Below are 24,956 nucleotides of genomic sequence, written 5' to 3'. Positions count from 1 at the left end.
CCCGTATGCTCCGTTCGGCCATTCTCGCCGCCTCCCGCTCCGCCCGATTGGAGAGCCTTCTCGCGAAGGCGCCGTTCAGCCGGGACATCGCCCGCCGCTTCATCGCCGGTGAGGGCGGCGCGGACGCGATCCGGGTCGCGACCGAGCTGGCCGCGGACGGTCTCACCACGACGATCGAGCACCTCGGGCCGGCGACGACCACGACGGAGCAGGCGAGGGCGGTCCGCGACGAGTACACCCGGCTGCTGCGCCGCATCGCCGACGCCGGGCTGGCCGAGTCCGCCGAGGTGAGCGTGAAACTGTCCGCGCTGGGCCGGTCCGTCGACGAGCAGCTCGCCCGCGAGCTGGCCCGCGACGTGTGCGCGGCCGCGGCGGACGCCGGCACCACCGTCACGCTGGACATGGAGGAGCACACCGCCACCGACACGGTGATCGACACGCTGGAGAAGCTGCGCGGCGACTTCCCGTCCACCGGCGTGGCGCTGCAGGCCTACCTGCGCCGCACCGAGGCGGACTGCCGGGAGCTGTCGTTCGCGGGCTCACGGGTGCGGCTGTGCAAGGGCGCCTACCCGGAGCCGGAGTCCGTGGCCTGGCAGACCGCGCTGGACGTGGACAAGTCCTTCGTCCGCTGCCTGAACGCGTTGCTGTCCGGCCCGGCCTACCCGATGATCGCCACCCACGACGCGCGCCTGATCGCGATCGCGGAGGACCGGGCGCGCTGGTTCGACCGGGGTGCGGACGACTTCGAGTTCCAGATGCTGCACGGCGTGCGGCCGGCCGAGCAGGTCCGGCTGGCGGCCGAGGGCTACACGGTGCGCGTCTATCTCCCGTACGGGCCGAACTGGTACGGCTACCTGGCCCGGCGGCTGGCGGAGCGGCCGGCCAGCGCGGCGTTCCTGGGTCGGGCGCTCACCAACCGACGGTGATCTCGACAGGAACCGATCTATCGGCGGTAAACCGCGCGATTCGAGCCAAAAGGCCTATCCCCGGCGCGTGACAGCCGGTTTTAGGCTGCGCTCGTGAACCCGCCGGACGGTGACTCAGAGTCAGCATACAAGCAGGTGCCGGCCCCGCCGGTTCCGGTGTACGACGCCGTCGTGGTGCACAACCCGGTGCCGTCCCCCTATCCGGGGATCCCGTCGCAGGCCGGCCCGCCCGCGATGGAGAACATGCCGCCGGGCTACTACTACCCGCCGCCGTACGGCGCCTACCCGCCGCCCTGGCCCGCGCCCCCACCGCCGAGGACACCCCGCCGGAGCCTCATCGCGTCCGCCGCCGTGGTCGTCACCATCCTGGCCGGCGCCGCCGTCGCCTCCTACCCCACGCTTGCCGGCCTGGACGCGGGCGCCGAGGCCGCACCGGCCGTGTCGGTGCCGCCGGCCAGCCCGGCCGCGAACGCGATGTCCTACGAGCGCGTCCCGTGGATCCGGTCGCAGATCGACGCGTCGCTGCAGGCCCAGTCCGCCGCGCTGCTGGCCGGCGACGAGAACGGCTTCCTGACCCCGGTCGCGGAGGGGAGCACGGAGCTGACCCGCGACCTGCGCCGCCGGTTCGGGACGCTGCGCGCGATGCAGGTGACCGGCTGGGCGGAGAAGCTGATCGGCTCGCCGACGCCGGTGACCGGCCAGGGCGGGCGCGAGGAGTGGCTGGCCCGGGTCGACCTGCAGCACTGCTTCGCGGTCGCCGGCTGTGCCACGGACGGGCTGCGCGCGGAGACCCGCTGGATCGAGACGCCGGCCGACGGCCTGCGGATGGTCGCGTTCGACGCGTCGAAGTCGGAGGAGAACGGCCCCCGCCCGTGGGAGGTCACGGACCTGACCGTGGCGGTCGGCGCGCGCACGATCGTCGGGGTCAGCCCGAAGTACGCCAAGCGCCTCCCCGAGCTGCAGAAACAGGCCGAGGCCGCGGCGCTGGTCGCGGATCGGTACGTGCGCGGCGACGCCGGCCCGGTGGACCGCTACCGGATCTTCATGGCGGACGGCAAGGAGTGGCAGCGCTGGTACGGCGGCGAGGACCTGGAGTGGGCCGCCGGCTACGCGGTCCCGATCGGCGAGACGCGCCTGGAGGTGGTGCTGAACCTGAGCGAGATGCCGGAGGACTACGTGGACGACACGCTCCGGCACGAGCTCGGGCACGTGGCGACGCTGCGCGGGGCCGACTACTCCGACGACGACGACTTCTGGTGGATGATCGAGGGCATCGCGGACTACGTGGACGAGTCCGGCGTGCCGATCTCCGACTACGAGGAGGCGGACCTCGTCGGCCGCTACGTTGACGAGGTGGACATGACGACCGGCGTGGTCGTCCCGCCACCGGACGCGAACACCGAGGAGTGGCAGGTCGCGGCCCGGTACGGGGTCGGCTACCACGCGATCCGCCGGATCGCCGAGCGGTTCGGCGAGCCCGCGATGCTGGCGTTCTTCGACGCGGTCGTCCGGAACGGCACGCCGCTGAAAGATGCGGCCCCGGCCACGCTGGGCAAGGATTGGGACGACGTGAACCGGGACTGCCTCGACTACCTGAAGAAGGTCACCTGACTCGATGACCGCGCGCAGCCGCCCCCTCGCCCTCCTGGCCGCCGTCCTGGTGACGGCCGGGATGACGGCGGCGTCCTGCGAGGAGCAGCCGTCCGGCGTGGACGTCGGCGAGGTGCGGCTCGGCGCGGTCGCCGAGATCGTGGACGCGCCCGCAACCGTCACCGCCCGGTCCGCGGCCACGCTGACCGCCGCGTCCGCCGGCACGCTCAAGGAACTGCTGGTCAGTGCCGGTGACCAGGTCCGGCCCGGCCAGATCGTCGCCGTCATCGACTCGCCGGAGGCCACGGCCCGGCTGGACGCGGCCGCGCGCACGCGCGACGCGGCCGCCCAGGCGGGCTACTCCGGCGGGTCCTCCGGCAGCGGGCTCGGCACGGCGCAGCGGGAGACGGACGCGGCCGCGGCGGAGTCGTTCCGGGCTGCCCGCGCCGCCGCCGCACAGGTCGCGGACGCGCAGGTCCGGGCCACGCTGCTGCACGAGGTCGAGGCCGCGAAGCACCGGTACGACGCCGCGTCCGCCGCGGTGGCGGCCGCGACCCGGGCCGTGCAGGACGGGGTGGCGGGCCTCGGGTCCGCGGTCGGCGCGCTGGCCACCGCGCAGCGGCTGCAGGCCGATCAGGCCTACGACCTGGCCAAGGGCACGGTCGACGCGCTCACGCTGCGGTCGCCGATCGCGGGCGTGGTCCAGCTCGGCGGCGCGAGCGCACCGTCCGCGCCCGGCCTCACCGACCTGCTGCAGGGCGCGGCCGGCGCTGTCGAGCTGCCCACCGGCGCGGGACCGCCCGCGGGCGTGGACCCGGCCGTCCCGGTCGGCGGCTACGTCGGCGCCGGCACCGCGGTGCTGACCGTCGTGGACGTGTCCGCGCCGGCCGTGACCGCAGAGGTCGACGAGACGGACGTGCTGCTGGTCACCGAGGGCGCGGTCGCGGACGTGGAGCTGGACGCCGCGGCCGGCGCCCGCTACCCCGGCACGGTGGCGTCGATCGACCTGCTGCCCACGGAGTCGGCGCGGGGCGGCGTGTCGTACCGGGTCCGGATCACGCTGGCCGACGGCACGCTGGCCGACGGCGGCGCCGCACCGATGCCCCGGCCGGGCATGAGCGCGGTCGCCCACCTGCGGGTCCGCGAGGCGGCGGACACGGTGACGGTCCCGGCCGCCGCGGTCTTCTCCACCGAGTCCGGCGGCGAGGCGGTCTGGGTCGTCGACGGCGGCCGCGCGGAACGGGTGGACGTGTCCGTCGGCGTGCAGGGCCAGGACGCGGTGCAGATCGTGCGCGGCCTGAGAGCCGGCCAGACGATCGTGGTGCGTGGCACCGACCGGGTGACCGACGGCCAGCGGGTGCCGTGACCGGGCCCGCGGTCGAGGCCGAGCGCGTGGCCCGGACGTACCGGCTGGAGGGTTTCTCCGTGCGGGCGCTGCGCGAGGTGAGCCTGACCGTGGAGCGCGGCGACTACGTGGCGATCGTCGGGCCGTCCGGGTCCGGCAAGAGCACGCTGATGCACCTGCTCGGCGGCCTGGACCGGCCGACCAGCGGGCGGCTGCGGCTCGACGGCCGGGACGTGGCCGGCCTGTCCCCGGCGGAGCTGGCCCGGCTGCGCAACGAGGTGATCGGCTTCGTGTTCCAGGCGTTCCACCTGCTGCCGCGTACCTCCGCGGTGGAGAACGTGGCGCTCCCGCTGGTCTACCGTGGTCTCGGCGCCCGCAAACGCCGGGCCGCGGCCGCGGAGATGCTGGAGCGCGTCGGTCTCGGCCACCGCCTCACCCACCGGCCGAACCAGATGTCCGGCGGCGAGCAGCAGCGGGTCGCGATCGCCCGCGCGCTGGTCACCGGCCCGTCCGTGCTGCTCGCGGACGAGCCGACCGGCAACCTGGACAGCGCCACCGGCGAGTCCGTGCTGCACCTGCTGGAGACGCTGAACGCGGAGTCCGGCGTGGCGGTCGTGCTGGTCACCCACGATCGGGACGTGGCTGCCCGCGCCCGCCGCCAGATCGCCATGCGCGACGGCCGGGTCGCGTCGGACAGCGCACAGACAGATCAAGAGCCGTCCGGGGGTACGCCGTGAGGCTCGCCGAGGCGTGGCGGGTCGCGCTGGACGCGCTGCGGGCGAACCGGTTGCGCAGCGCGCTGACCATGCTCGGCGTGATCATCGGCGTCGGCGCGGTGGTGGTCCTGGTCGCGATCGGCACCGGTGCGAAGAACGAGGTGGAGGCGCAGGTCGAGGGCCTCGGGTCGAACCTGATGCTGGTGGTCCCGGGCCGGCTCGAGTTCGGCTCCGCGCCCTCGGCCTCCCGCCTGTCGCTGCGGGACGCGGACGCGGTGGCGGAGGTGGTCGGCGACCCGCGCCGGGTGACCGCCACGGTCGCGTCCGGCGAGACGGTCCGGGCTGGCGGGCGCGAGCGGTTCACCACGGTCCAGGGCGTGCTGGCCACCACGCCGGAGGTGTTCGACCGCCCGGTCGGCCGGGGCCGCTACTTCACCGAGTCGGACGTGCGGACCGGCCGCCGGGTGGCGGTGCTGGGCGCGACCGTGGCGCGGGCGCTGTTCCCGGACCGGGACCCGATAGGGCAGCAGGTGACGGTCGCGGGCGTCCGGTTCCGGGTGTCCGGCCTGTTCGCGCCGCTGGGCCAGAGCCTGGGCGTGGACCGGGACGACGAGATCCACATCCCGATCAGCGCGGCGCAGCGGCTGCTCGGCGTGGACCGGGTCGACGGCCTGGCGATCAAGGCACCGGACCGGGAACACATCGACGACCTGCGCGCCCGAGTCGTCGCGGAGCTTTCGCAGCGGCACCCGGACACCGAGTTCAGCGCCGTCACCCAGGAGCAGATCCTGGGCGTGCTCGGCGACATCCTCGGCGTGCTGACCGGCGTGCTGGCCGCGATCGCCGGGATCTCGCTGCTGGTCGGCGGCGTCGGTGTCTCCAACATCATGCTGGTCTCGGTGCGGGAGCGGACCCGGGAGATCGGCCTGCGCAAGGCCGTCGGCGCCCGGCCGCGCGACATCGGCCTGCAGTTCCTGCTGGAGGCGGTGCTGCTCACCACGGTCGGCGGCGTGCTCGGCATGGGGCTGGGCGTGGGCTCGTCGCTGCTGGTCGGCGCGTTGTCCCCGGTTCCGGCCTCGATCACCTGGTGGTCGCTGGCGCTGGCGTTCGGGGTGTCCGCCGCGGTCGGCATCGTCTTCGGCGTGGCGCCGGCCCAGCGGGCCGGGCGGCTGGACCCGGTCGTGGCGCTCCGGAGCGAATAACCCGAGCCGGACATTAACCGCATATGACGCCATAAAACCGGCGTGTCGACTTGACGCGATCACTGTGAGTTTTCAGAAGGTCTCGCGCCGTTAACAGCCGCCCCGTTACCGTACTAATTACACGCGCGTTGCCCGGAGGGGGTGCGCGCTCGGGGTCGATGGGTTGTGAGCGCATGGCCGGAGCATCACACGCAGAGGGCCGGCTGCCGGAGGTCCGTTTCCTCACCGTTGCCGAGGTCGCCACGCTGATGCGGGTGTCCAAGATGACCGTCTACCGGCTCGTGCACAGCAACGAGCTGACCGCCGTCCGGGTGGGCCGATCGTTCCGCGTTCCGGAGCACGCGGTCCACGAATATCTGCGCGGCGCGTTCTCCGAATCGGCCTGACCGGCAGGGTCGCGTTTGTCGCCCAGTCGTGCACGGGTACCCTGGAACGGACTCGGACTCATACTCTCGCTGGCTCGCGCCGGTGCCCGGCCGCTGAAGCCCGGTGCTTGACGCGCTCGCGGGCGTTCCGGTCCACTGTCTCGTCGGTGCCCGGCGTCACGCCCCGTGACCTGCCGAGCCCACAGGATCGCAACAACAACGATTGAAGGGGCTGTCGTATGGGCTCGGTGGTCAAGAAGCGCCGCAAGCGTATGGCCAAGAAGAAGCACCGCAAGCTGCTGCGCAAGACCCGCGTCCAGCGTCGCCGTCTCGGCAAGTAATCCCACGTCGCGCCGGGCCGCTCAGATCAGGGTCCGGCGCAGGGATAACTTGCCCAGCAGGGTCTTACCATGCGGCCACGGAGGCGCTCGTGAGTGATTCGCCGGGGACCGTCGTGGTCACCGGGGTGAGCCGTTTCCTGGGCGCGCACGTGGCCGCGCGCCTCGCGGCCGACCCGCGCATCGGGCAGGTCATCGGGCTCGACCCGGCCGATCCGCCCGCCGCGCTGGCCGACACGCTGCACGGCGTCGAACTGGTGCGGGTCGACCTCCGGTCCGCCGGGTCGGTCCTCGCCGACCTCGACGTCGAAGCGGTCGTCCACCTCGCGATCACCAGCTCGCCGTACGCCATCCAGGGCGGGCGCGGCGCGATGAAGGAACACAACGTCATCGGCGCCATGCAGCTGCTCGCGGCCTGCCAGCAGGCACCGAAACTCCGCAAACTCGTCATCCGGTCGTCGACCGCCGCGTACGGCGCGTCCTTCCGCGACCCGGCCGTCTTCACCGAGGACACCGAGCCGCGCGAGGTCCCCCGCGGCGGCTTCGCCCGCGACATCCTCGACATCGAGGGCTACCTGCGCGGATTCCGCCGCCGTCGCCCCGACGTCATCGGCACCGTGCTCCGCTTCGCGCCGTTCATCGGCTCCCGCGCGGACACGTCGCTGACCCGCTACTTCTCCCAGCCGTTCGTCCCGACCGTGCTCGGCCGCGACGCGCGGCTGCAGTTCGTGCACGTCGACGACGCGCTCGAGGTGCTGCACCGGTCCGTCGTCGAGGACCACCCCGGCACGTTCAACGTGGCCGGCGAGGGCGTGCTCGCGCTCTCCCAGGCGATCCGCCGGGCCGGCCGCGTCGCCGTACCGCTGCCCGAGCCCGGCCTGGCCGGCGCGCTCTCGGCCGCCCGCGCCGCCGGCTTCGGCCAGAGCGGCCTGGACCAGGTCGACCTGTTCGTGCACGGCCGCGTCGTCGACACCACCCGGCTGATCCGCGAGTTCGGCTTCACCCCCCGCTCCACCGCGGCCGCGTTCGACGACTTCATCCAGGCCCACCTCGGCGGCGCACTGGTCTCGCCCGAGCGCCTGGCCACCGCCGAGCACTCGATCCTGGACTCGATCCGCCGGGTGCGCGCCGCCCGCCAGGAGGCCGCATCATGAGCGATCGCGGCGACTTCCTGCCCGGCACCGAGTTCCGCCCGCACGACCCGGCCCCCATGCCCCGCCGCAGCAACGGCCACCACCCTTCCGTCCCCGCCCAGAACGGTTTCCCGCCGGGCACAGCTGCCGGCACCCCCGCCGCAGGCACCCCCGCCGCGGGAGAGGCCACCGCCGACCCGGCCGCGGTCGACCCGGCCGCCACTGGTGAGGCCGCCGCCGGCCCGATCGCGGTTGACCCGGCCGCCGCCGGCCCGACCGCTGGTGAGGCCGCCGCCGGCCCGGCCGCTGGTGAGCCGGCCGCCGCCGGCGCCCCCTTGGCCGACTCGACCGATGCTGAGCCGACCGCCGCCGGCGACGCCAGGACCGGGTCGAGCGCCGACGGTGAGGCCGCAGTCGGCCCGACCTCGGCCGGGGAGACCGCCGTCGACTCGATTGCCGACGGCGAGACCTACGCCACCGATGATGCTTATGCCACGGAAGCGCCCGCGACCGGCGACCCGGACGGCATCGTGGGAGACGTGTGGGACCAGCGGGTGGCCGGCGCGCTCTCCTTCCTGCGCCGCCGGCTCTCCGGGCAGTACGACGTCGACGAGTTCGGGTTCGACGCCGAGCTCACCGACGAGGTCTTCCACCCCCTGCTGAAGCCGCTCTACCGCGAGTGGTTCCGCACCGAGGTGCTGGACGTCGACCACGTGCCCGCCGAGGGCGGCGCGCTGGTGGTCGGCAACCACTCCGGCACGGTCGCCCTGGACGCGCTGATGCTCTCCGTCGCGCTCCGCGACCAGCACCCGCAGGACCGGCACCTGCGCCTGCTCGGCGCCGACCTGATCTTCCGCATGCCGGTCGTCTCCGAGCTGGCCCGCAAGTCCGGCACCACGGTCGCCTGTAATCCGGACGCGGAGCGCCTGCTGCGTACCGGAGAGGTGGTCGGTGTCTTTCCTGAGGGCTTCAAGGGCATCGGCAAGGGCTACTCCCAGCGCTACAAGCTCCAGCGTTTCGGCCGCGGCGGTTTCGTCGCCGCCGCGCTGCGCACCGGCGCGCCGATCGTCCCGGTCGCCATCGTCGGCGCCGAGGAGGCCTACCCGATGCTGGCCGACCTGAAGCCGGTCGCCCGCCTGCTCGGCCTCCCGTTCTTCCCGGTCACCCCCACGTTCCCGGCGCTGGGCCCGCTGGGCCTGGTCCCGCTGCCGAGCAAGTGGCTGATCCAGTTCTGCCCCCCGATCCCGACCGAGCACCTGCGGGATCAGGCCGACGACCCCTTGGTCGTCTACAACCTGGCCGACCAGGTCCGCGAGACCATCCAGCACACGCTCCACACCCTGCTGAAGTCCCGCCCCGACCCCTTCGGCCTCTAGCCCCAAGATCGCCTTCCCGCGCTCCCACCCCCTGCCCTCCGCCCCGCTTTGCTCTGCTTACCGGGGCTCAAGGTTGCGCATATCCGTACCAAACGTGCAGCTCGCGGCGGTAGTGGCGCGCTCCGGCTTCCGCACGCGTTCACGGCGCCACGGAATGACAGCCGGCGGGGCAGACGGTTCGGCATGCCGGGCAAGGGTGACCGGCAACGGGCGCGAAGCCGTTTCGGCCAGATCTGTTGCGCCCGGAGTGCCGCCACCGCTCCAGGGCGCTGAATGCGAAATTTCGGGCGCCAAGCGCCCGTGCCGCAGGACGCGGCGAAGTTCGTGCCAATACGGCCGTGAGCAGAGCCTCGACTCGGGCGCGTCGCAACTTTGACCCCTTGTAAGCAGAGCAAAGTCTGCGCGGGGGTGGGGTGGGAGACCCGGGGCTTGATCTTGCGGAGAGGGAGGGGAGCCACCGACGGGGGCGGTGGTGGGGGAACGGGCGCGGGGGTTGGCCGGCCACGGCGGGACCGGCTCCGATCGGCGGGCCGAAGCGGAGCGCAAGCGGAGTCTTCGGCACGTCGGAGGTTTGCCCGCGGGAGCATGCGGGCCGGACCACGGCGTGAGCGGGAAGATCTGGGTTTTGGGGTTGATGTCGTGAGGGGTGAAGGGCTGCGGGGAGCGGCCGAGGGGGATGTGGGAAAGGCTGGATCTTCGGGGTGGGCTGGGCAGGATGAGGGGATGACGACGCTTGGGGCGGTTTTCGTGCCGCAGTGGGAGCCGGAACGGCTGAGAGGTGTGGCACGGGCCGCGGAGGAGGCGGGGCTGGAGGAGCTGTGGTTGTGGGAGGACTGCTTCTTCGAGAGCGGGACCACGAGTGCGGCGGCGGCGCTGGCCTGGACGGAGCGGTTGAGGGTGGTGGTCGGGCTGCTGCCGGCGCCGTTGCGGAACGTGGCGCTGACCGCGATGGAGGCGGCGAATCTGGAGCGGATGTTCCCGGGGCGGTCGATGCTCGGCATCGGGCACGGCGTGCAGGACTGGATGGGGCAGGTGGGCGCGCGGGCGGAGTCGCCGGTGACGTTGATGCGGGAGTACACGGTGGCGTTGCGCGCGCTGCTCGACGGGGAGCGGGTCACCACGGACGGGCGGTACGTGAAGCTGGACGGCGTGGAGCTGGAGTGGAAGCCGAAGGGGCCGTTGCCGCTGCTGGTGGGCGCGTCGGGGCCGCGGTCGCTGCGGCTGTGCGGCGAGGTCGGGGACGTGACGATTCTGTCCGGCGGGACCACGCCGGAGGAGACCCGGCGGGCGAAGGCACTGGTCGAGGAGGGGCGGGCGACGGCGGGGCGGGACCCGGCGCACCGGCTGGCGGTGTACGTGCCGGCCGCGACCGGCGACGATCACGCGGAGCGGCTGGCCCGCTGGCACGCGTCGTGGGGGATGACGGACCCGGTGGAGGACATCTCGGTGAGCGGCGACGCGGCCACGATCGCGGCGGGGCTGCGGCGGTGGGTGGACGCGGGCGCGGACACGATCGTGCTGCAGCCGACCGCGGACGAGCCGGATCCTGAGGGGTTCGTCCGGTTCGTGGCGCGGGAGGTCCGGCCGCTGCTCAGCTGATCGCGCGCAGCGGCAGCGTGTGCCAGACGATGTCGGTGTCCGCGCCGGTGGACCACCAGAGCACGCCGTTGCGGGTCTGGATCATGCCGACGCCGTCCGCGACGCGCACGGTCTGCTGCTTCGTGATGTCGTAGACGTAGAGGATCTGGCTGCTGGTCGGGATCGTGTCCGGGCCGGCCTCGGTGAGCACCTCGAACCGGTCGAGCACGCCCACGTCGGTGACCGCGGCCATCGCGGCGCCACCGGCCATCCGGCGGCGGTCGGCGCCGTCGGGGCGCATCAGGTCGGTCCGGGCCGGGCCGTCCGCGGAGACGACCAGCACCCGGCACCAGGTGCTGCCGCAGGTGACCAGCTCGGTGCCGGTGGCGGGGACGGTCAGCTCGCGGTGGTTCTTCCAGTCCCGCAACCGGGGCAGCGCGGCCGCGCCGCTCTCCGCGCTGACCAGCCACGGGAATGCGGACATCGCCCAGGCGCCGTCCTCGCTGCCGGTGGTGACCGTGCCGCCGGCCAGCGGCACGGACCGGATCAGCGTGGCCGCCTCGGTGGTGGCCGCGACCTCGGCCCAGTAGAGCGCGCCGTCCGCGATCAGCATGTCGAACTCGGAGTTGAAGAAGACCACGTCGCCGGTGTCGGCGGTGAGCCGCCGGGGTGCGCCGTCCGGCAGTGCCATCGCCCACATCTCGGTGCGGGTGACGCCGTCGTCGCCGGACATCGACTCCGCCCAGGCCAGCTCCGCGCCGTCGGTGGCGAAGCCGCCGAACTGCGGCGACGAGGAGTAGGGGAGACGGCGGAGCTCGCGCAGCGTGCCGTCGCCGGTGCGGCGCAGCAGCCGGACCGAGGCGCCGTCCGGGCTGGGCGCGGTGCCGATCGCGGTGGTCCGGTCGAGGAAGTACGCCGGGGCGAACGCGGGCCCGTCCGGCACGTTGCCGGGGAACTCGCCGAGCGGCACGCCCGGCCACGCCTCGGCCGGGCCGACCGGGCCGGTCTGCACCGTGTTCTTTGCCTGGTCCGCGTCGTTCGGCAGGACGATCAGGACGACGGTGGCGATCAGCGCCGCCGCCAGCCCGAGGCGGTGCCGTAGTGCTCCCACCGTCACCGGGCCGCCCGGCGGCGGACGGCCATGGTCAGCACGGCGCCCGCGGCCACGCCGGTGGCGATCGCGACCGGCACCGCTATCCTGGCGGCCTTGCGCGCGGTGCGGAAGTCGCGGATCTGCCAGCCCTTCGCGCGGGCCATGCGGCGCAGCGCGGCGTCCGGGTTGATCGCGACGGCGCTGCCCACGCAGGTCAGCATCGGCAGGTCGTTGGCCGAGTCGCTGTAGGCGGCGCACCGCCGCAGGTCCAGGCCCTCGACCACGGCCAGCTGCCGGACCGCGACCGCCTTCGCCGCGCCGTGCATCAGGTCGCCGACCAGTCTGCCGGTGTACGCCCCGTCGGACACCTCCGCGACCGTGCCGATCGCGCCGGTCAGCCCGAGCCGCTGCGCGATGACCCGCCCTATCTCGATCGGGGCGGCGGTGACCAGCCAGACGCGCTGGCCGTCGTCCAGGTGGGTCTGGGCGAGCGCGTGCGTGCCGGGCCAGATCCGGACCGCCATCAGCTCGTCGAAGATCTCCTCGGCGAGGCGCTCGACCTCCTCGACCTTCCAGCCGCGGAAGAACGCCAGCGCGATGTCGCGCGCGCCGGAGATGTGCCCGGTGTGCTCGCTGACCAGCCGGAAACGGGCCTGCTGCCAGGCGAACCGGGCGACGTCGCGGGCCGTGAAGTAGCGGCGGGCGGCGAGGCCGCGCGCGAACCAGTACAGCGAGGCGCCCTGCATCAGCGTGTTGTCCAGGTCGAAGAACGCGGCCGCGCCCGGGTCCGGTTTCGCGATGAGCGCCGCTTCCAGGTCGGTCGAGACCCAGCCCGCGGTGTGACCTTGCGCGTCCGTGCTCACGGTCACCTTGCGAATGCGGGGCACCGGGATCTCCCTTCCCTTGGGCATCGGAGCGATCGCTCACGCGAGCGTAGCCGTCGCGCCGAGCGGAGTGCGCGGATCCCGGGGGTGAACTACGCGCGGGCCGCCCGACCAGGTGGTCGGGCGGCCCGCGTGCGTGTTTCCGGTGGTGCGGTCAGCCGCCGAGCAGGCCGCCGAGCAGGTCCTGGAGCATGTTGCTCTCCGGGGTGGGGCTCGGCTCCGGCTCGGGCACGACCGGCTGCGGCAGCTCGGTGACCGGCTCGGACACCTTGCCGGGCGTGGCGGTGCCGGCCGGCGGGGCCGGGGTGGCGGTGGCCGCGGGCACGGTCGCACCCGGGCCGGCCGGTGTGCCGGTGGCGGGCGTGCCGCCGTCCGGCTGCCGGTCGGCGACCTGGTCCTGCGCGCGCTGGCCGCTGTTGCCGTGCACGGGCGCGCCGTCGCCCCGGAGAGCGTGTCGAGGAAGCCGCCGATCTGGCGCCGCTGGCCGTTGACGAGCCGGCCCTTGTCCTCGTCCGAGCCGGCGAGCGCCAGCTGGGCCCGTTCGGTCTGCCGCTTCACGGTGTAGAGCGCGTCGCCCGGATTCGCGTCCGAGCTGGCGGCGGACATGCCGGACAGTGCGACCGCGCCGGCGATGACGCCGACCACGACCGCGCCGCGGGCACGCAGCCGGCGTCCGGCGGCGTCCGCCGCGGTGCCGGCCTGGAGCAGGCGGGCGACCGGTGTGCGCGCGTCGCCGGTCTCGTGACCGATGCCCTCGCGTTCGGCGGTCGCCACCAGCATGGCCCGGAGCCCGGTCCGGAAGTCGGCATCGATCTCGGCGCCCGGCGTGACGCCGGTGAGCCCGTGGCCGAGCGCCACCAGCTCGGCGAGCTGTTCATCCGAGCGTGAGCGGCCGTGGTGGCGGGGACCCCCGTCCGCTTCGTCCAGGAGCTGGGCGAAGCGTTCGGCACGGCGACGATCGAAGATGACGTTTCTCACCGGGGCACCTCCCTTCAGTCGTCGCGGGAACCCGGACGGCGAAGGTGCCGTCCAGGGCGACCGCGATGCGGGAAGATGCCAGAACCACCATGGGTCGCACCGGGACAAACGGGCCACGGGCACGACCGGTTACGGGACGATTCGCGGGAACAGGTCAGGGCTGGAACCCGTCCGGCAGGAGCCGCGCCAGCGTGCGCACCGCCCGGTACTGCAGCGCCTTGATCGCGCCCTCGTTCTTGCCCATCGCCTGTGCGGTCTCCGCGACCGAGAAGCCCTGGAGGAACCGGAGCACGATGCACTCCTGCTGCTCCGGGTTGAGCTGTTTCACGGCGGTGAGCAGCGCCACGTTGGTGATGTGGTCGACGACGGCCGCCTCCGGGCTGCCCTCCGGCCCGCGGTCCTCGCGGTCGGCGTCGAGCACGTCGCCGGTGGTGACCTCGAGCCGGTACCGCCCGGACTTGAAGTGGTCGGCGACCAGGTTGCGGGCGATCGTGACCAGCCAGGCGCCGAGGTCGCGGCCCTGCCAGGTGAAGCTGCCGATCCGCTTGAGCGCGCGCAGGAACGTGTCCGACGTCAGGTCCTCGGCGAGCTGCCGGTTGCCGACCCGGAAGTAGATGAAACGGAAGACCGTGTCCACATAGCGGTCGTAGATCAGCCCGAACGCCTCGGACTCGCCGGCCTGGGCGCGTTCGACCAGCCCCCACACCTCCGCGGCCGCGTCCGACGGGTCCGGCCGCGACGGGCGCTGCGGCGCCTCCGGCGGGGCGGGCGCGCCGGTGACCGGCAGCGGAGCCGTGTCCGTGGTGCGCTGCTCCGGCGGGGCCGGCTTGACCTTCGCGCCGACGCGGGCGCCGTTGGTGGGCGTGCCGGTGCGGGGCGGGGTCTGATTGGGGGCCTGGTTCGGCGGCCGGTTCCGGGTGCGCTCGCTGCCGGTGCTTTCCGCGCGAATCAGGACGGTCATTTCCTTCACTGAGTCACGGAGCTGGTGGAGGCCGTCATTGAGCGCGTGTCGCGCCGAAAAGACAAACCCGTTGGCGTACGTCACTGGGCCTCCTCCGCGCAGCCTCTTACTGAGGGCATATCGGCGCATCCGGCGGGTAAGGGGGGTCGGTGAGCCAGGAGCGGACACGCACCCGTGAGGTGCAGTTGCGGTGCAAGATCGGGCACAACGGCCTCCTCGGGGTGAGGGGTGTCAACTCATAACAAAAGGGGTGAGTCGACCCTTTGAGATGATAGGGCCTGCCTCACCCACACGTGTGGAGTCCGTTACATAGAGCAGGAGTATTTCGCGGAAACCGCACTTCCGTGTCGCACACCGTGTGCGTCACGGCAAACGATACGTGTGGTGACTAGGCGCTTACCTGGGGCGATTCCCCGACACGCCCGGATGCACTTGCAGGCAGACACGCCGTAACCGGTGTCCACCGGGGGTCACGGCCGCCGCGTTCTGGCAGACTCGTTCACCGTGCAGGCGGACACGGAACCCAGACTCACGCTCATCACCCGGCCCGGGTGCCACCTGTGTCAGGTGGCCAAGGAAGCGGTCGACCGGGTGGTCGCCGCGACCGGCGACCGGTACCGCGAGATCGACGTCGAAAGCGACCTTGAGCTGGAGCGGGAGTACGGTGAGCGCGTCCCCGTCATCCTGCTGGACGGACGGGAGCACGGCTACTGGCGGGTGGAGGAACAGCGCCTTCTGGCGGATCTGGCACAGCCCCGCTGAGCGCTAGAGTGCCTCGGATGGGCACTCGCACACACCTCGTCTGGGACTGGAACGGCACGCTCCTCAACGACCTGCAACTTGTCGTCACGGCGACGAACGCGGCGTTCGCGAGCGTCGCCGGTCCCGCCGTCACGCCGGACGAGCACCGCCGCAACTTCCGCCGTCCGGTTTCGGAGTACTACGCGACCGTGCTCGGCCGGGCCGTCGACACCGACGAGTTCGGCGTGCTCGACGGCATCTTCCACGACGCGTACCGGGACGGCCTGACCTCGGTCGCGCTGGCCACGGACGCCGCCGACGCGATGCGCGAGTGGGGCACGGACCAGTCGCTGCTGTCCATGTGGTTCCACAGCGAACTCGTGCCCACCATCGCGCGGTACGGCCTGACCTCGCACTTCCGCCGCGTCGCCGGCCTGCCCGGCACGATCGGCGGCGACCTCAAGGCCGGCTACCTGGCCCGCCACCTGGCCGAGCTCGGCGTGGACGGCGCGGACACCGTGCTGATCGGCGACTCGCTCGACGACGCGGACGCGGCCCACTCCGTCGGCGGCGCCGCCGTGCTCTACACCGGCGGCTTCACCGACCCGGAACGGCTGCGCGCCTCCGGTCTCCCGGTCGCGGACACGCTGTCCGAGGCCGTGCGGATCGCGAAGACGCTCTAGCCGCGCAGGTAGGTCAGCACCGCCAGCACCCGGCGGTGCTGCTCCTCGTCCGGCGGCAATTGCAGCTTGGTGAAGATGTTGCGCACGTGCTTCTCCACCGCGCCGTCGCTGACCACCAGCTTCCGGGCGATCGCGGTGTTCGACCGGCCCTCGGCCATCAGCCCGAGCACCTCCCGCTCGCGCGGCGTCAGCTCACGCAGCGGATCGTCCCGGCGGCGCCGCGCGAACAGCTGGGCGACCACCTCCGGGTCCAGCACGGTGCCGCCGTTCGCGACCCGGGTGACGCCGTCCAGGAAGTCCGCGACCGCGGCCACCCGGTCCTTGAGCAGGTAGCCGATCGCGCCCACCCGGTCCGCCAGCAGATCGTCCGCATAGGACACCTCGACGTACTGGGACAGGACCAGGATCGGCGTGCCCGGCACCAGCGACCGCGCCTGCACGGACGCGCGCAGCCCCTCGTCCGTGTGCGACGGCGGCATCCGCACGTCGACGATCGAGACGTCCGGCCGGTGCGCGCCGACCGCCTCGACCAGCGCGGGCCCGGAGTCGACGGCCGCGACCACCTCGTGCCCGTGCTCGGTCAGCAGCCGGATGAGACCTTCCCGCAACAGCACCGCATCTTCGGCGATCACGACACGCATGGCCCCGTGTCTAGCACGGCAGGTCGACCCGCAACTCCGTCGGCCCGCCCATCGGGCTGTCGATGCGCAGCGTCCCGCCGGCCGCCTGCACCCGGTCGGCCAGCCCGGCCAGGCCGTGTCCCTTCGCCGTGTGCGCGCCGCCGGCGCCGTTGTCCAGCACCGAGATGCCGACCCGGCCCTCCACGTGCGCCACGGTCACCCAGCACTCGGTGGCGTTGCTGTGCTTGTTCACGTTGGTCAGCGCCTCGGCCGCCACGAAGTAGGCCGCGTTCTCCACGGCCGGGTCCAGCCGCCCGCCCGGCGTGCCAAGATCAGGATCAACTGCCAGCTCCACGGGTACGGACGAGCGCCCGGCCAGCGCGGCGAGCGCGCTCGGCAGCCCCCGGTCCGCGAGCACCGGCGGCGCGATGCCCCGCGACAGCGCGCGCAGCTCGTTGAGCGTGTCCACGGTGTGCACCAGCGCCTCGTCGAGCGTGGCCTTCGCGGCCGCCGGGTCCGTCTCCAGCTGCTGCTGCGCGCGGCCCAGGTCCATGGCCAGCCGGACCAGGCGCTGCTGCGGGCCGTCGTGGATGTCCCGCTCCAGCCGGCGCAGCGCGTGCGCCTCCGCCGAGACCGCGGCCCGCCGCTGCCCCTCCAGCGTGGTGATCCGGGTCTGGATCACCGCCACGCTGTTGAGCAGCGCCCGCCCGGTGGTGGCGCTGAGCAGCGCGGCCCCGCGGACCACCAGCGGCAGCGTGACCACGAAGAAGATGCCGAGCGCGGTGTAGACCGCGATCCGCGAGCCGCTGGTGTCCGGCAGGCCGAGCAGCTCCGGCAGGTCGGTGTTGTCCGGTTCGTAGGGCAGCGTCCAGTCCCACATCCAGTACGTGATGCCGGCGAGCGCGCCGCACCACCAGACCAGCGTGAACATGAACGAGATGATCGAGATGGGCAGCATCAGCAGCGCGTGCGCGAAGTCGAGCCAGGACTGGGCGTCCAGGATCGGCGCGAACACCTTGCTCCAGAGCCCGCCGTTCTCCTTCGCCCGCCGGTACGACGGCCGGATGTACTCCGCGCGCAGCACGCTCGGGATGCGCAGCCGTTCCAGATCGGCCAGCCCGCGGGCGATCAGCAGGCCGCCCGCCAGGATCGGCAGCCCGATCACGGTCACCGACAGCCCGGCACCGAGCGTGACGGTGACGAGCGTCAGGACGAAGCCGATCAGCCCGAGGGGGAGACCGATCAGGACGTATCCGGAATCGATCAACAATTGCCGCATCGGGGTCGGCGACGCGGTCTCCGATTCGGCGGGGAGCGTGGTCATGGCGAAAACGCTATGCCTTCACCGGGAACGTATCCGATCCCGTCCGCCAGCCTCTTCGTAGTAGGGCTCTCCCTACCGCCCCATGGTGCGCTTACGCGTTATTTGCAGCATAAAAGCCATTTGGCGCATACTGATGTCCGGGAACGCGAGGGGCCGATCTCAGGGCGCGCCCCGGTGGAGACGGAGGGCTTCGGTGAACCGACGAAGCCCGGTGAATTCGCTAGCATGGACGGCGGCCGGTTGTCCACTGCTTGGGTCAAGATCGCGATTTGTGCACGCCTTCACAAGCGCCTACATTGTTAGCTCTACACGCCCCGTCAGGGCAGCCGGTAACGGCGGGTGTCGAGGGGCTTCCACAACGACTGATCCGCGGGATCGGTCGAGGATCGCGACGTCGGCACGGAGTCACATGAGCCAGCACCCACCGCCAGGCACGCCCGGCCACACCGGAGCCGTCCCAGTGCTACCCGACCTCCCCGAGGCCACGGTCGCCCGACTGCCGGAATACCTCCGCGCGTTACACAACCTGGCGGAAGCGGGGCACGAGACCGTCTCCAGCGAAGAACTCGCCACCGCGGCCGGCGTCAACTCCGCCAAGCTCCGCAAGGACCTCTCGCACCTCGGGTCGTACGGCACCCGCGGCGTCGGCTACGACGTGGCGCTGCTCGTCGACCAGATCGAGTACGTGCTCGGCCTCAACCAGCGGCGCTCCGTCGTGCTCGTCGGACTGGGAAACCTCGGCCACGCACTCGCCGGATATGCCGGGTTCGCCAGCCGCGGCTTCCGCATCGCCGCGCTCTTCGACGTCGACGACGAGATCGTCGGCCAGCGCATCCACGGCCTGATCGTGCGCCACCTCGACGAACTCCCGCTGGTCGCCGCGGAGGACCCGATCGCGATCGGCGTCATCGCCACACCCGCGGACGGCGCCCAGAGCGTAGCGGACCTCCTGGTGGCCGCCGGCGTCACGGGCATCCTCAACTTCGCCCCCTGCGTGCTCAGCGTCCCCGGGGGCGTCGACGTGCGGAAGGTGGACCTGGCCATCGAGCTCCAGATCCTCTCCTTCCACCAGCACCGCAAGTCGAACGCGGCCGGCGCGGCCGCGCTCACCGCCCTGCCCGGCGGCCTGACCGGGACGGGAACACACCATTCCACCGACGCTGCGGAGGCGGTCGGATCGTGAAACTCCTCGTCGTCGGCGCTTCGTACCGCACCAGCCCGGTCCCGGTGCTGGAGCGGCTCGCGACAGCGCCCGCGGACCTGCCCGGCATGCTGCAACGGCTGATCGCCCAGCCGTACGTGGGCGAGGCCGTCGTGCTCTCCACCTGCAACCGGGTGGAGATCTACGCGGCAGTCTCCGGGTTCCACGGCGGCCTCGGCGACATCTGCGCCGTGCTCGCCGCGCAGGCCGGCTTCGACGTCCCCGCGGAACTGGCGAGTCACCTCTACGTGCACTTCGACGGCGACGCCGTCGAGCACACGTTCAAGGTCGCGGCCGGGCTCGACTCCATGGTCATCGGCGAGCCGCAGATCCTCGGCCAGCTCCGCGACGCCTACCACTCCGCCACCGAGGCGGACACCGCCGGCCGGCTGCTGCACGAGCTGATGCAGCAGGGCCTGCGCGTCGGCAAGCGCGCCCACGCGGAGACCGGCATCGACCGGGCCGGCCAGAGCGTCGTCACCGCCGCGCTCGAGGTCGCCGCCGAACACCTGCCCGGCGGGCTCGACGGCCGCCCCGCGCTGGTCATCGGCGCGGGCGCGATGGGCGCGCTCTCCGTCGCCACGCTCAGCCGCGCCGGCATCGGCCCGCTGCACGTCACCAACCGCAACACCGAGCGGGCCGCACGGCTCGCCGAGGCGTACGGCGCCCACCCGGTCGACTACCGGGACATCGCCGGCGCGCTCCGCGAGGCCGACCTCGTCGTCACCGCCACCGCCTCCCAGTCGCCCGTCCTCACCCGCGAGCTGCTCGCCGACGCCACCGCCGCGCGCGCCGGCCGGGACCCGCTGGTCGTGCTCGACCTCGCGCTGCCCCGCGACGTCGCACCGGACGCGGCCGGCCTTCCCGGCGTGGTCGTGCTCGACATCGACCGGCTCGCCGAGTCCCGCCGCGACCACCCCGCCTCCGCGGACACCATCGCGGTCGAGAACATCGTCGCCGGCGAGGTCGAGAGCTTCCTCGGCTGGCTGCGCGGCAAGGACGTGGCGCCGACCGTCGCCGCCCTGCGCGGCCGCGCCGACGACGTGCTCACCGCGGAACTGCGCCGCCTCAACCAGCGCCGCCCCGAATTCACCGACGAGCAGCGCGCGGACGTCGCCCGCACCCTGCACCGCGTCGTCCAGCAGCTGCTGCACTCGCCGACGGTCCGCGTCCGGCAGCTCGCCCAGACCCCCGGCGGAGACCAGTACGCGGCACTGCTGCGCGAGCTCTTCGACCTGGACATCCCGCAGGCGACCCACGCCAACGCCGTACCCGAGATCGGAGGGGAAGCGTGACCATCTCCCAGCGCCAGGGCACGACGGGAGTCCCGCTACGCCTGGGCACCCGGGGCAGCGCGCTCGCGCTCGCCCAGTCCCAGCGCGTCGCGACCGCGCTCACCGAGGCCACCGGCCGCCCGGTCGAGCTCGTCCGCATCGTCACCAGCGGCGACACCTCCGCCGCGCCCGTGCAGACGCTCGGCGTCGGCGTGTTCGTCTCCGCACTGCGCGACGCGCTGTCCGCCAAGGACATCGACTTCGCGGTGCACAGCTACAAGGACCTGCCGACCGCGCCCGCGCCCGGACTGCACATCGCGGCCGTACCCCGCCGTGAGGACCCGCGCGACGCGCTCATCGCCCGCGGCGGGCTGCGGCTGACCGAGCTTCCCCCCGGAGCCCGGATCGGCACCGGCGCGCTGCGCCGCATCGCCCAGCTCAACGCGCTCGGCCTCCAGTTCGAGGTCATCCCGATCCGCGGCAACATCGACACCCGGATCTCCCGGGTCGTCGGCCCGCACGCGGACCTGGACGCGGTCATCCTCGCCCGCGCCGGCCTGGCCCGCCTCGGCCGCACCGGCGAGATCGCCGAGACACTCGACCCGATGCTGATGCTGCCCGCGCCCGCCCAGGGCGCGCTCGCCGTCGAGTGCCGGGCCGACGACAGCGACATGGTCGACCTGCTCGCCACGCTCGACGACCCGGCCACCCGCGCCGTGGTCGCGGCCGAGCGGTCACTGCTCGCCACGCTGGAGGCGGGCTGCAGCGCACCCGTCGGCGCGTACGCGGAGCTCGCCGAGGGCGACGACGGCGACGAGATCTACCTGCGCGGCGCCGTGATCGCCACGGACGGCGCGCACGACGTACGCCTGTCCCGCACCGGCCGGCCCGCCGACGCCGTCGAGATCGGCAAGGCGCTCGCCGCCGACCTGCTGGACGCGGGCGCCGCCGGACTCTGGTCGGCCGCCACGCTGAGCCCGGCCGGGGCCGCGCCCCGGAACCCCGCCCAGCCCCCGAATGGCACGACTCCGAATGCCTCACCGCGGACCGCGGAAGCACATGTAACTGGGAGCACTGAATGACCCGCACCCGTAAAGCCGTAGGCCACATCGCGTTCGTCGGGGCCGGCCCCGGTGACCCAGGCCTGCTGACCCGTCGTGCGCACGACGCCGTCGTCGACGCGGACCAGGTGATCTACGACCGGGGTCTCCCGGACACGCTGATCGAGGTTTTGAAGGCGCAGGCCGGCGAGGACGCCCAGTTCACGCCCGCCGAGGGCGCCCCCGGGGACGTGGCGAAGGTGCTGCTCTCCGCCGCCCGCTCCGGACTGCACGCGGTGCACCTGGTCGCGGGCGACCCGTTCGGCCACGAGACCGTGGTCGAGGCGGTGCAGGCGGTCGCGCGTACCGCCGCGCACTTCGAGGTCGTGCCCGGCATCGGCCAGGCGGCCGGCGTCGCCACCTACGCCGGCGTGCCGCTGCCCGGCGTGCGCACCGCCGGCGACGTCGACGACGTCACCACGCTCGACTTCGAGGCGCTCGCCGCCGCGCTCGGCCGCGGCTCGATCTCGCTCGCGGTCGACGCGGGCGACCTCGCCGCGGTCCGCGACGGCCTGCTCGCCGGCGGCGTCGACGGCACCACACCGGTCGGCGTGACCGGCGACGGCACCGGCGACACCCAGCACACCACCACCTCGTCCGTCGACTCGTTCGTCGCGGCCGCGCTCGGCTTCACCGGCCGCGTCGTGCTCACGCTCGGCGAGGGCGTCTCCGAGCGCGACAAGCTCAGCTGGTGGGAGAACCGCCCGCTGTACGGCTGGAAGGTCCTCGTCCCGCGCACCAAGGAGCAGGCCGGCGTGATGAGCGCGCGGCTGCGGGCCTACGGCGCGATCCCGTGCGAGGTGCCGACCATCGCGGTCGAGCCGCCGCGCACGCCCGCCCAGATGGAGCGCGCGATCAAGGGCCTCGTCGACGGCCGGTACGCCTGGGTCGTCTTCACCTCGGTCAACGCGGTCCGCGCGGTCTGGGAGAAGTTCGGCGAGCACGGCCTGGACGCGCGCCACTTCGGCGGCGTCAAGATCGCGTGCATCGGCGAGGCCACCGCGGAGGCGGTGCGCGCGTTCGGCATCCAGCCCGAGCTGATCCCGGCCGGCGAGCAGTCCTCCGAGGGACTGCTGGCCGAGTTCTCGCCGCACGACGAGATCCTCGACCCGGTGGGCCGCGTCCTGCTGCCGCGCGCCGACATCGCCACCGAGACGCTCGCGGCCGGCCTGGTCGAGCGCGGCTGGGAGGTCGACGACGTGACCGCGTACCGGACCGTCCGGGCCGCCCCGCCGCCCGCCGACATCCGCGACGCGATCAAGTCCGGCGGCTTCGACGCGGTGCTCTTCACCTCGTCCTCCACCGTCCGGAACCTGGTCGGCATCGCCGGCAAGCCGCACCAGCGCACCGTCGTCGCGGTCATCGGCCCGAAGACCGCGGAGACCGCGACCGAGTTCGGCCTGCGCGTCGACGTCCAGCCGCCGCACGCCTCCGTTCCCGACCTGGTGGAGGCGCTCGCCGGGTACGCCGTCGAGCTGCGCGAGAAGCTGGCCGCCATGCCGGCCAAGCAGCGCCGCGGCTCGAAGGTCCAGGGCCCGACCGCGCTCCGGTTCCGGTAGTCCGCTCGTAGCCACGGAAGGCTGACCATGTCCTACCCCGACGTCCGCCCCCGGCGTCTCCGTCGTACCCCGGCCCTGCGCCGGCTGGTCGAGGAGACCCGGGTGGCGCCGGCCCAGCTGATCCTGCCGATGTTCGTGAAGGAGGGCCTCACCGCGCCGCGACCGATCACGTCGATGCCCGGCGTGGTCCAGCACTCCCGCGACTCGCTGCGCAAGGCCGTGGTCGAGGCCGTGCAGGCCGGCGTCGGCGGCGTGATGCTCTTCGGCGTGCCGGAGCGCAAGGACGAGACCGGCTCCGGCGGCATCGACCCGGACGGCATCCTCAACGTGGCGCTGCGCGACGTCCACGCCGAGGTCGGCGACGCCACGGTCATCATGAGCGACGTCTGCCTGGACGAGTTCACCTCGCACGGGCACTGCGGCGTGCTGGCCGCGGACGGCACCGTCGACAACGACGCCACCCTGGAGGCGTACGCGCAGATGGCCGTGGCCCAGGCCGCGGCCGGCGCGGGCGTGCTCGGCCCGTCCGGGATGATGGACGGCCAGGTCGGCGTCATCCGCAAGGCGCTGGACGCGGCAGGCTACGCCGACCGCGCGATCCTCGCCTACGCCGTGAAGTACGCGTCCTCGTTCTTCGGCCCGTTCCGCGAGGCCGTCGAGTCCGCGCTGGAGGGCGACCGCCGCACCTACCAGCAGAACCCCGCGAACCTGCGGGAATCGCTGCGCGAGGTCTCGCTGGACGTGGCCGAGGGCGCCGACATGGTCATGGTCAAGCCCGCGCTGCCCTACCTCGACGTGCTCACCCGGGTCGCGGACGCCGTGGACGTGCCCGTCGTCGCGTACCAGATCAGCGGTGAGTACTCGATGGTCGAGGCCGCCGCCGCGCAGGGCTGGATCAACCGCGAGGCCGCGATCCTGGAGACGCTGACCTCGATCCACCGCGCCGGCGCCCAGATGATCCTGACCTACTGGGCCGTCGAGGCCGCCGCCCTCCTGCGCCGGCGCTACTGAGCAGCACGGATATGGGGACAAGTCCCGCCAGGACTTGTCCCCATACTCAGATAATCTTTATATTTGCCGTATGGCGAAGGCAATGCGGGAACCGACCTTCTGGATCCTGACCGCACTGGTCGACCAGGCACGTCACGGCTACGGAATCATCCGCGAGGTCACCGCCCTCTCCGACGCATCCGTCACGCTCCAGGCAGGCACCCTCTACGCCGCCCTGGACCGCCTCGCCGCCGAGGGCCTGGTCGAGATCGACCGCGAGGAGACCGTCGACGGACGCCCCCGCCGCTACTACCGCCTCACCGACGACGGCGCCACCGCCCTCGCCACCGAGACCACCCGCCTCACCCGCAACGCCGACACCGCCGCCGCCCGCCTCCGCACCCGCCGCCCCGGCCTCGCCCTCGGCTTCACCACCCCCTGAACACCCCTCGTTCCCCGGCGCCGCCTCCGCTCCACGGGCACCTCTCTGTTCCACGAGCGCCCTTCCGCTCCGTGCGCCCCCTCGCTCCACGGCCGGCCTCGCTCGCCTGGCCGCCCGCCCTCGCCTGGCCGTACCCCATCGCCAGTTCCGCGGTCTGCCACCCGCTTTCCACCGCGCTGTGCCCTTCGACGCGCCGACCGATCAGGCCGCCGTCGAGGCCCGGCTCCCGCCCCACCGCACTCACCGCCCTGCCCCCAAGGCCGCGGTGACCCCGCCCAGCCCATATCCGCACCCGTCGGCGTGACCGATTGCGCACCCATTTACCGTGACCGATCACGCCGCTTTTCGTCACTCAAGGTCACATCTTCTCCTGGTTCGCCTCCCCTCCGCTCGCCCACCTTTGCTCTGCTTACCTGTGCGGCCGCTCGGGCTCGCGCGGCCTCTACCACGGCTTTTGCGTGCTTCGGCCCGAGGTAAGCAGAGCAAAGGCGGGTGGGGGCGGGATGTGTGGGTGGGGGTTACGGATGGTGATGGAGG

The 24,956-nt window shown here is 73.0% G+C and carries 23 protein-coding genes and 2 pseudogenes; 18 read left to right on the top strand and 7 right to left on the bottom strand.

Annotation, left to right across the window (positions count from 1 at the left end):
* Window positions 1-5: 5 nt before the first annotated feature.
* From OP04_RS43750 to OP04_RS43710, 10 genes are all read left to right on the top strand, one after another.
* Entirely contained in the window at window positions 6-926 is a 921-nt protein-coding gene (locus OP04_RS43750; protein ID WP_033345951.1) for a proline dehydrogenase family protein, read from the top strand.
* Window positions 927-1,061: 135 nt separating this feature from the next.
* Window positions 1,062-2,537: a hypothetical protein gene (locus tag OP04_RS43745; RefSeq protein ID WP_157241149.1), complete on the top strand. Its 1,476-nt coding sequence runs from the start codon at window positions 1,062-1,064 to the stop codon at window positions 2,535-2,537.
* 4 nt (window positions 2,538-2,541) lie between these two features.
* A complete protein-coding gene (locus OP04_RS43740; protein WP_033345950.1) occupies window positions 2,542-3,882 on the top strand; it encodes an efflux RND transporter periplasmic adaptor subunit in 1,341 nt (446 codons plus the stop codon).
* Window positions 3,879-4,598: an ABC transporter ATP-binding protein gene (locus OP04_RS43735; protein ID WP_033345949.1), complete on the top strand. Its 720-nt coding sequence runs from the start codon at window positions 3,879-3,881 to the stop codon at window positions 4,596-4,598. The genes OP04_RS43740 and OP04_RS43735 overlap by 4 nt, the downstream gene beginning before the upstream one ends.
* A complete protein-coding gene (locus tag OP04_RS43730) occupies window positions 4,595-5,779 on the top strand; it encodes an ABC transporter permease (protein ID WP_033345948.1) in 1,185 nt (394 codons plus the stop codon). Before OP04_RS43735 ends, OP04_RS43730 begins: the two co-directional genes overlap by 4 nt.
* Window positions 5,780-5,952: 173 nt before the next feature.
* Window positions 5,953-6,165: a helix-turn-helix domain-containing protein gene (locus tag OP04_RS43725; RefSeq protein WP_033345947.1), complete on the top strand. Its 213-nt coding sequence runs from the start codon at window positions 5,953-5,955 to the stop codon at window positions 6,163-6,165.
* A 218-nt stretch (window positions 6,166-6,383) separates the two neighbouring features.
* Window positions 6,384-6,485, top strand: a complete 102-nt coding sequence (locus tag OP04_RS52620) for a 30S ribosomal protein bS22 (RefSeq protein WP_007465623.1) — start codon at window positions 6,384-6,386, stop codon at window positions 6,483-6,485.
* 89 nt (window positions 6,486-6,574) lie between these two features.
* Complete coding sequence (locus tag OP04_RS43720; protein WP_033345946.1) at window positions 6,575-7,636, top strand: NAD-dependent epimerase/dehydratase family protein; 1,062 nt, start codon at window positions 6,575-6,577, stop codon at window positions 7,634-7,636.
* A 506-nt stretch (window positions 7,637-8,142) separates the two neighbouring features.
* A complete protein-coding gene (locus OP04_RS43715; protein ID WP_033345998.1) occupies window positions 8,143-8,991 on the top strand; it encodes a lysophospholipid acyltransferase family protein in 849 nt (282 codons plus the stop codon).
* A gap of 723 nt (window positions 8,992-9,714) precedes the next feature.
* Window positions 9,715-10,590, top strand: coding sequence for an LLM class flavin-dependent oxidoreductase (locus tag OP04_RS43710; RefSeq protein ID WP_033345945.1), 876 nt, complete (start codon window positions 9,715-9,717; stop codon window positions 10,588-10,590).
* Here OP04_RS43710 and OP04_RS43705 read toward each other — a convergent pair.
* The 5 genes and pseudogenes from OP04_RS43705 to OP04_RS43690 all read right to left on the bottom strand — a co-directional run bounded on the left by OP04_RS43705 (window position 10,583) and on the right by OP04_RS43690 (window position 14,485).
* On the bottom strand, window positions 10,583-11,686 hold the full coding sequence (locus OP04_RS43705) for a hypothetical protein (protein WP_033345944.1): 1,104 nt from the start codon (window positions 11,684-11,686) through the stop codon (window positions 10,583-10,585). The two genes, OP04_RS43710 and OP04_RS43705, sit on opposite strands and share 8 nt — an antisense overlap.
* Window positions 11,683-12,549, bottom strand: coding sequence for an HAD family hydrolase (locus OP04_RS43700; protein ID WP_033345997.1), 867 nt, complete (start codon window positions 12,547-12,549; stop codon window positions 11,683-11,685). Before OP04_RS43700 ends, OP04_RS43705 begins: the two co-directional genes overlap by 4 nt.
* Before the next feature lie 151 nt (window positions 12,550-12,700).
* Window positions 12,701-12,973 (bottom strand): hypothetical protein, encoded by a 273-nt coding sequence (locus OP04_RS43695; RefSeq protein ID WP_033345943.1) that lies wholly within the window; start codon window positions 12,971-12,973, stop codon window positions 12,701-12,703.
* 65 nt (window positions 12,974-13,038) lie between these two features.
* Window positions 13,039-13,524 (bottom strand): annotated as a pseudogene (locus tag OP04_RS56170) (DUF5667 domain-containing protein); the annotation flags it as partial.
* Window positions 13,525-13,678: 154 nt separating this feature from the next.
* Entirely contained in the window at window positions 13,679-14,485 is an 807-nt protein-coding gene (locus OP04_RS43690) for an ECF subfamily RNA polymerase sigma factor, BldN family (RefSeq protein ID WP_232323962.1), read from the bottom strand.
* Window positions 14,486-14,989: 504 nt separating this feature from the next.
* Between OP04_RS43690 and OP04_RS43685 the strand changes: the two genes are divergently transcribed.
* Window positions 14,990-15,247: a glutaredoxin family protein gene (locus OP04_RS43685; RefSeq protein WP_033345996.1), complete on the top strand. Its 258-nt coding sequence runs from the start codon at window positions 14,990-14,992 to the stop codon at window positions 15,245-15,247.
* Window positions 15,248-15,264: 17 nt separating this feature from the next.
* Window positions 15,265-15,909 (top strand): HAD family hydrolase, encoded by a 645-nt coding sequence (locus OP04_RS43680; RefSeq protein ID WP_033345941.1) that lies wholly within the window; start codon window positions 15,265-15,267, stop codon window positions 15,907-15,909.
* On the opposite strand, the gene OP04_RS43675 is transcribed toward OP04_RS43680, so the two are convergent.
* Window positions 15,906-16,550, bottom strand: a complete 645-nt coding sequence (locus OP04_RS43675; protein ID WP_033345940.1) for a response regulator — start codon at window positions 16,548-16,550, stop codon at window positions 15,906-15,908. The two genes, OP04_RS43680 and OP04_RS43675, sit on opposite strands and share 4 nt — an antisense overlap.
* A gap of 10 nt (window positions 16,551-16,560) precedes the next feature.
* Window positions 16,561-17,853 carry a sensor histidine kinase gene (locus OP04_RS43670; RefSeq protein WP_033345939.1) on the bottom strand — a complete coding sequence of 431 codons (1,293 nt, stop codon included), beginning with the start codon at window positions 17,851-17,853 and terminating at the stop codon, window positions 16,561-16,563.
* A 409-nt stretch (window positions 17,854-18,262) separates the two neighbouring features.
* Here OP04_RS43670 and OP04_RS43665 point away from each other — a divergent pair, with 409 nt between their 5' ends.
* The 6 genes and pseudogenes from OP04_RS43665 (at window position 18,263) to OP04_RS43640 (ending at window position 24,419) form a co-directional block, all read left to right on the top strand.
* A complete protein-coding gene (locus OP04_RS43665; RefSeq protein WP_033345938.1) occupies window positions 18,263-19,036 on the top strand; it encodes a redox-sensing transcriptional repressor Rex in 774 nt (257 codons plus the stop codon).
* Window positions 19,033-20,349, top strand: a complete 1,317-nt coding sequence (locus OP04_RS43660; RefSeq protein ID WP_033345937.1) for a glutamyl-tRNA reductase — start codon at window positions 19,033-19,035, stop codon at window positions 20,347-20,349. Before OP04_RS43665 ends, OP04_RS43660 begins: the two co-directional genes overlap by 4 nt.
* A gap of 2 nt (window positions 20,350-20,351) precedes the next feature.
* Window positions 20,352-21,275 (top strand): annotated as a pseudogene (gene hemC, locus OP04_RS43655) (hydroxymethylbilane synthase); the annotation flags it as partial.
* A 131-nt stretch (window positions 21,276-21,406) separates the two neighbouring features.
* Window positions 21,407-22,987 carry a bifunctional uroporphyrinogen-III C-methyltransferase/uroporphyrinogen-III synthase gene (locus OP04_RS43650; protein WP_033345936.1) on the top strand — a complete coding sequence of 527 codons (1,581 nt, stop codon included), beginning with the start codon at window positions 21,407-21,409 and terminating at the stop codon, window positions 22,985-22,987.
* Between the two features lie 27 nt (window positions 22,988-23,014).
* A complete protein-coding gene (gene hemB / locus OP04_RS43645) occupies window positions 23,015-23,998 on the top strand; it encodes a porphobilinogen synthase (RefSeq protein WP_033345935.1) in 984 nt (327 codons plus the stop codon).
* A 70-nt stretch (window positions 23,999-24,068) separates the two neighbouring features.
* Complete coding sequence (locus OP04_RS43640; RefSeq protein WP_051799976.1) at window positions 24,069-24,419, top strand: PadR family transcriptional regulator; 351 nt, start codon at window positions 24,069-24,071, stop codon at window positions 24,417-24,419.
* The last annotated feature ends 537 nt before the right edge of the window (window positions 24,420-24,956 follow it).

Source organism: Catenuloplanes japonicus (genome assembly GCF_000717135.1).
GTDB lineage: Bacteria > Actinomycetota > Actinomycetes > Mycobacteriales > Micromonosporaceae > Catenuloplanes > Catenuloplanes japonicus.
This window is presented reverse-complemented; position numbering and strand designations above follow the sequence as displayed.

Coding starts and splice junctions, on each gene's coding strand:
- OP04_RS43750 (WP_033345951.1), top strand. CDS start 6: ATGCTCCGTTCGGCCATTCTCGCCGCCTCCCGCTCCGCCCGATTGGAG.
- OP04_RS43740 (WP_033345950.1), top strand. CDS start 2,542: ATGACCGCGCGCAGCCGCCCCCTCGCCCTCCTGGCCGCCGTCCTGGTG.
- OP04_RS43725 (WP_033345947.1), top strand. CDS start 5,953: ATGGCCGGAGCATCACACGCAGAGGGCCGGCTGCCGGAGGTCCGTTTC.
- OP04_RS52620 (WP_007465623.1), top strand. CDS start 6,384: ATGGGCTCGGTGGTCAAGAAGCGCCGCAAGCGTATGGCCAAGAAGAAG.
- OP04_RS43710 (WP_033345945.1), top strand. CDS start 9,715: ATGACGACGCTTGGGGCGGTTTTCGTGCCGCAGTGGGAGCCGGAACGG.
- OP04_RS43690 (WP_232323962.1), bottom strand. CDS start 14,485: ATGACCGTCCTGATTCGCGCGGAAAGCACCGGCAGCGAGCGCACCCGG.
- OP04_RS43680 (WP_033345941.1), top strand. CDS start 15,265: ATGGGCACTCGCACACACCTCGTCTGGGACTGGAACGGCACGCTCCTC.
- OP04_RS43675 (WP_033345940.1), bottom strand. CDS start 16,550: ATGCGTGTCGTGATCGCCGAAGATGCGGTGCTGTTGCGGGAAGGTCTC.
- OP04_RS43670 (WP_033345939.1), bottom strand. CDS start 17,853: ATGACCACGCTCCCCGCCGAATCGGAGACCGCGTCGCCGACCCCGATG.
- OP04_RS43665 (WP_033345938.1), top strand. CDS start 18,263: ATGAGCCAGCACCCACCGCCAGGCACGCCCGGCCACACCGGAGCCGTC.
- OP04_RS43650 (WP_033345936.1), top strand. CDS start 21,407: ATGACCCGCACCCGTAAAGCCGTAGGCCACATCGCGTTCGTCGGGGCC.
- hemB (WP_033345935.1), top strand. CDS start 23,015: ATGTCCTACCCCGACGTCCGCCCCCGGCGTCTCCGTCGTACCCCGGCC.
- OP04_RS43640 (WP_051799976.1), top strand. CDS start 24,069: ATGGCGAAGGCAATGCGGGAACCGACCTTCTGGATCCTGACCGCACTG.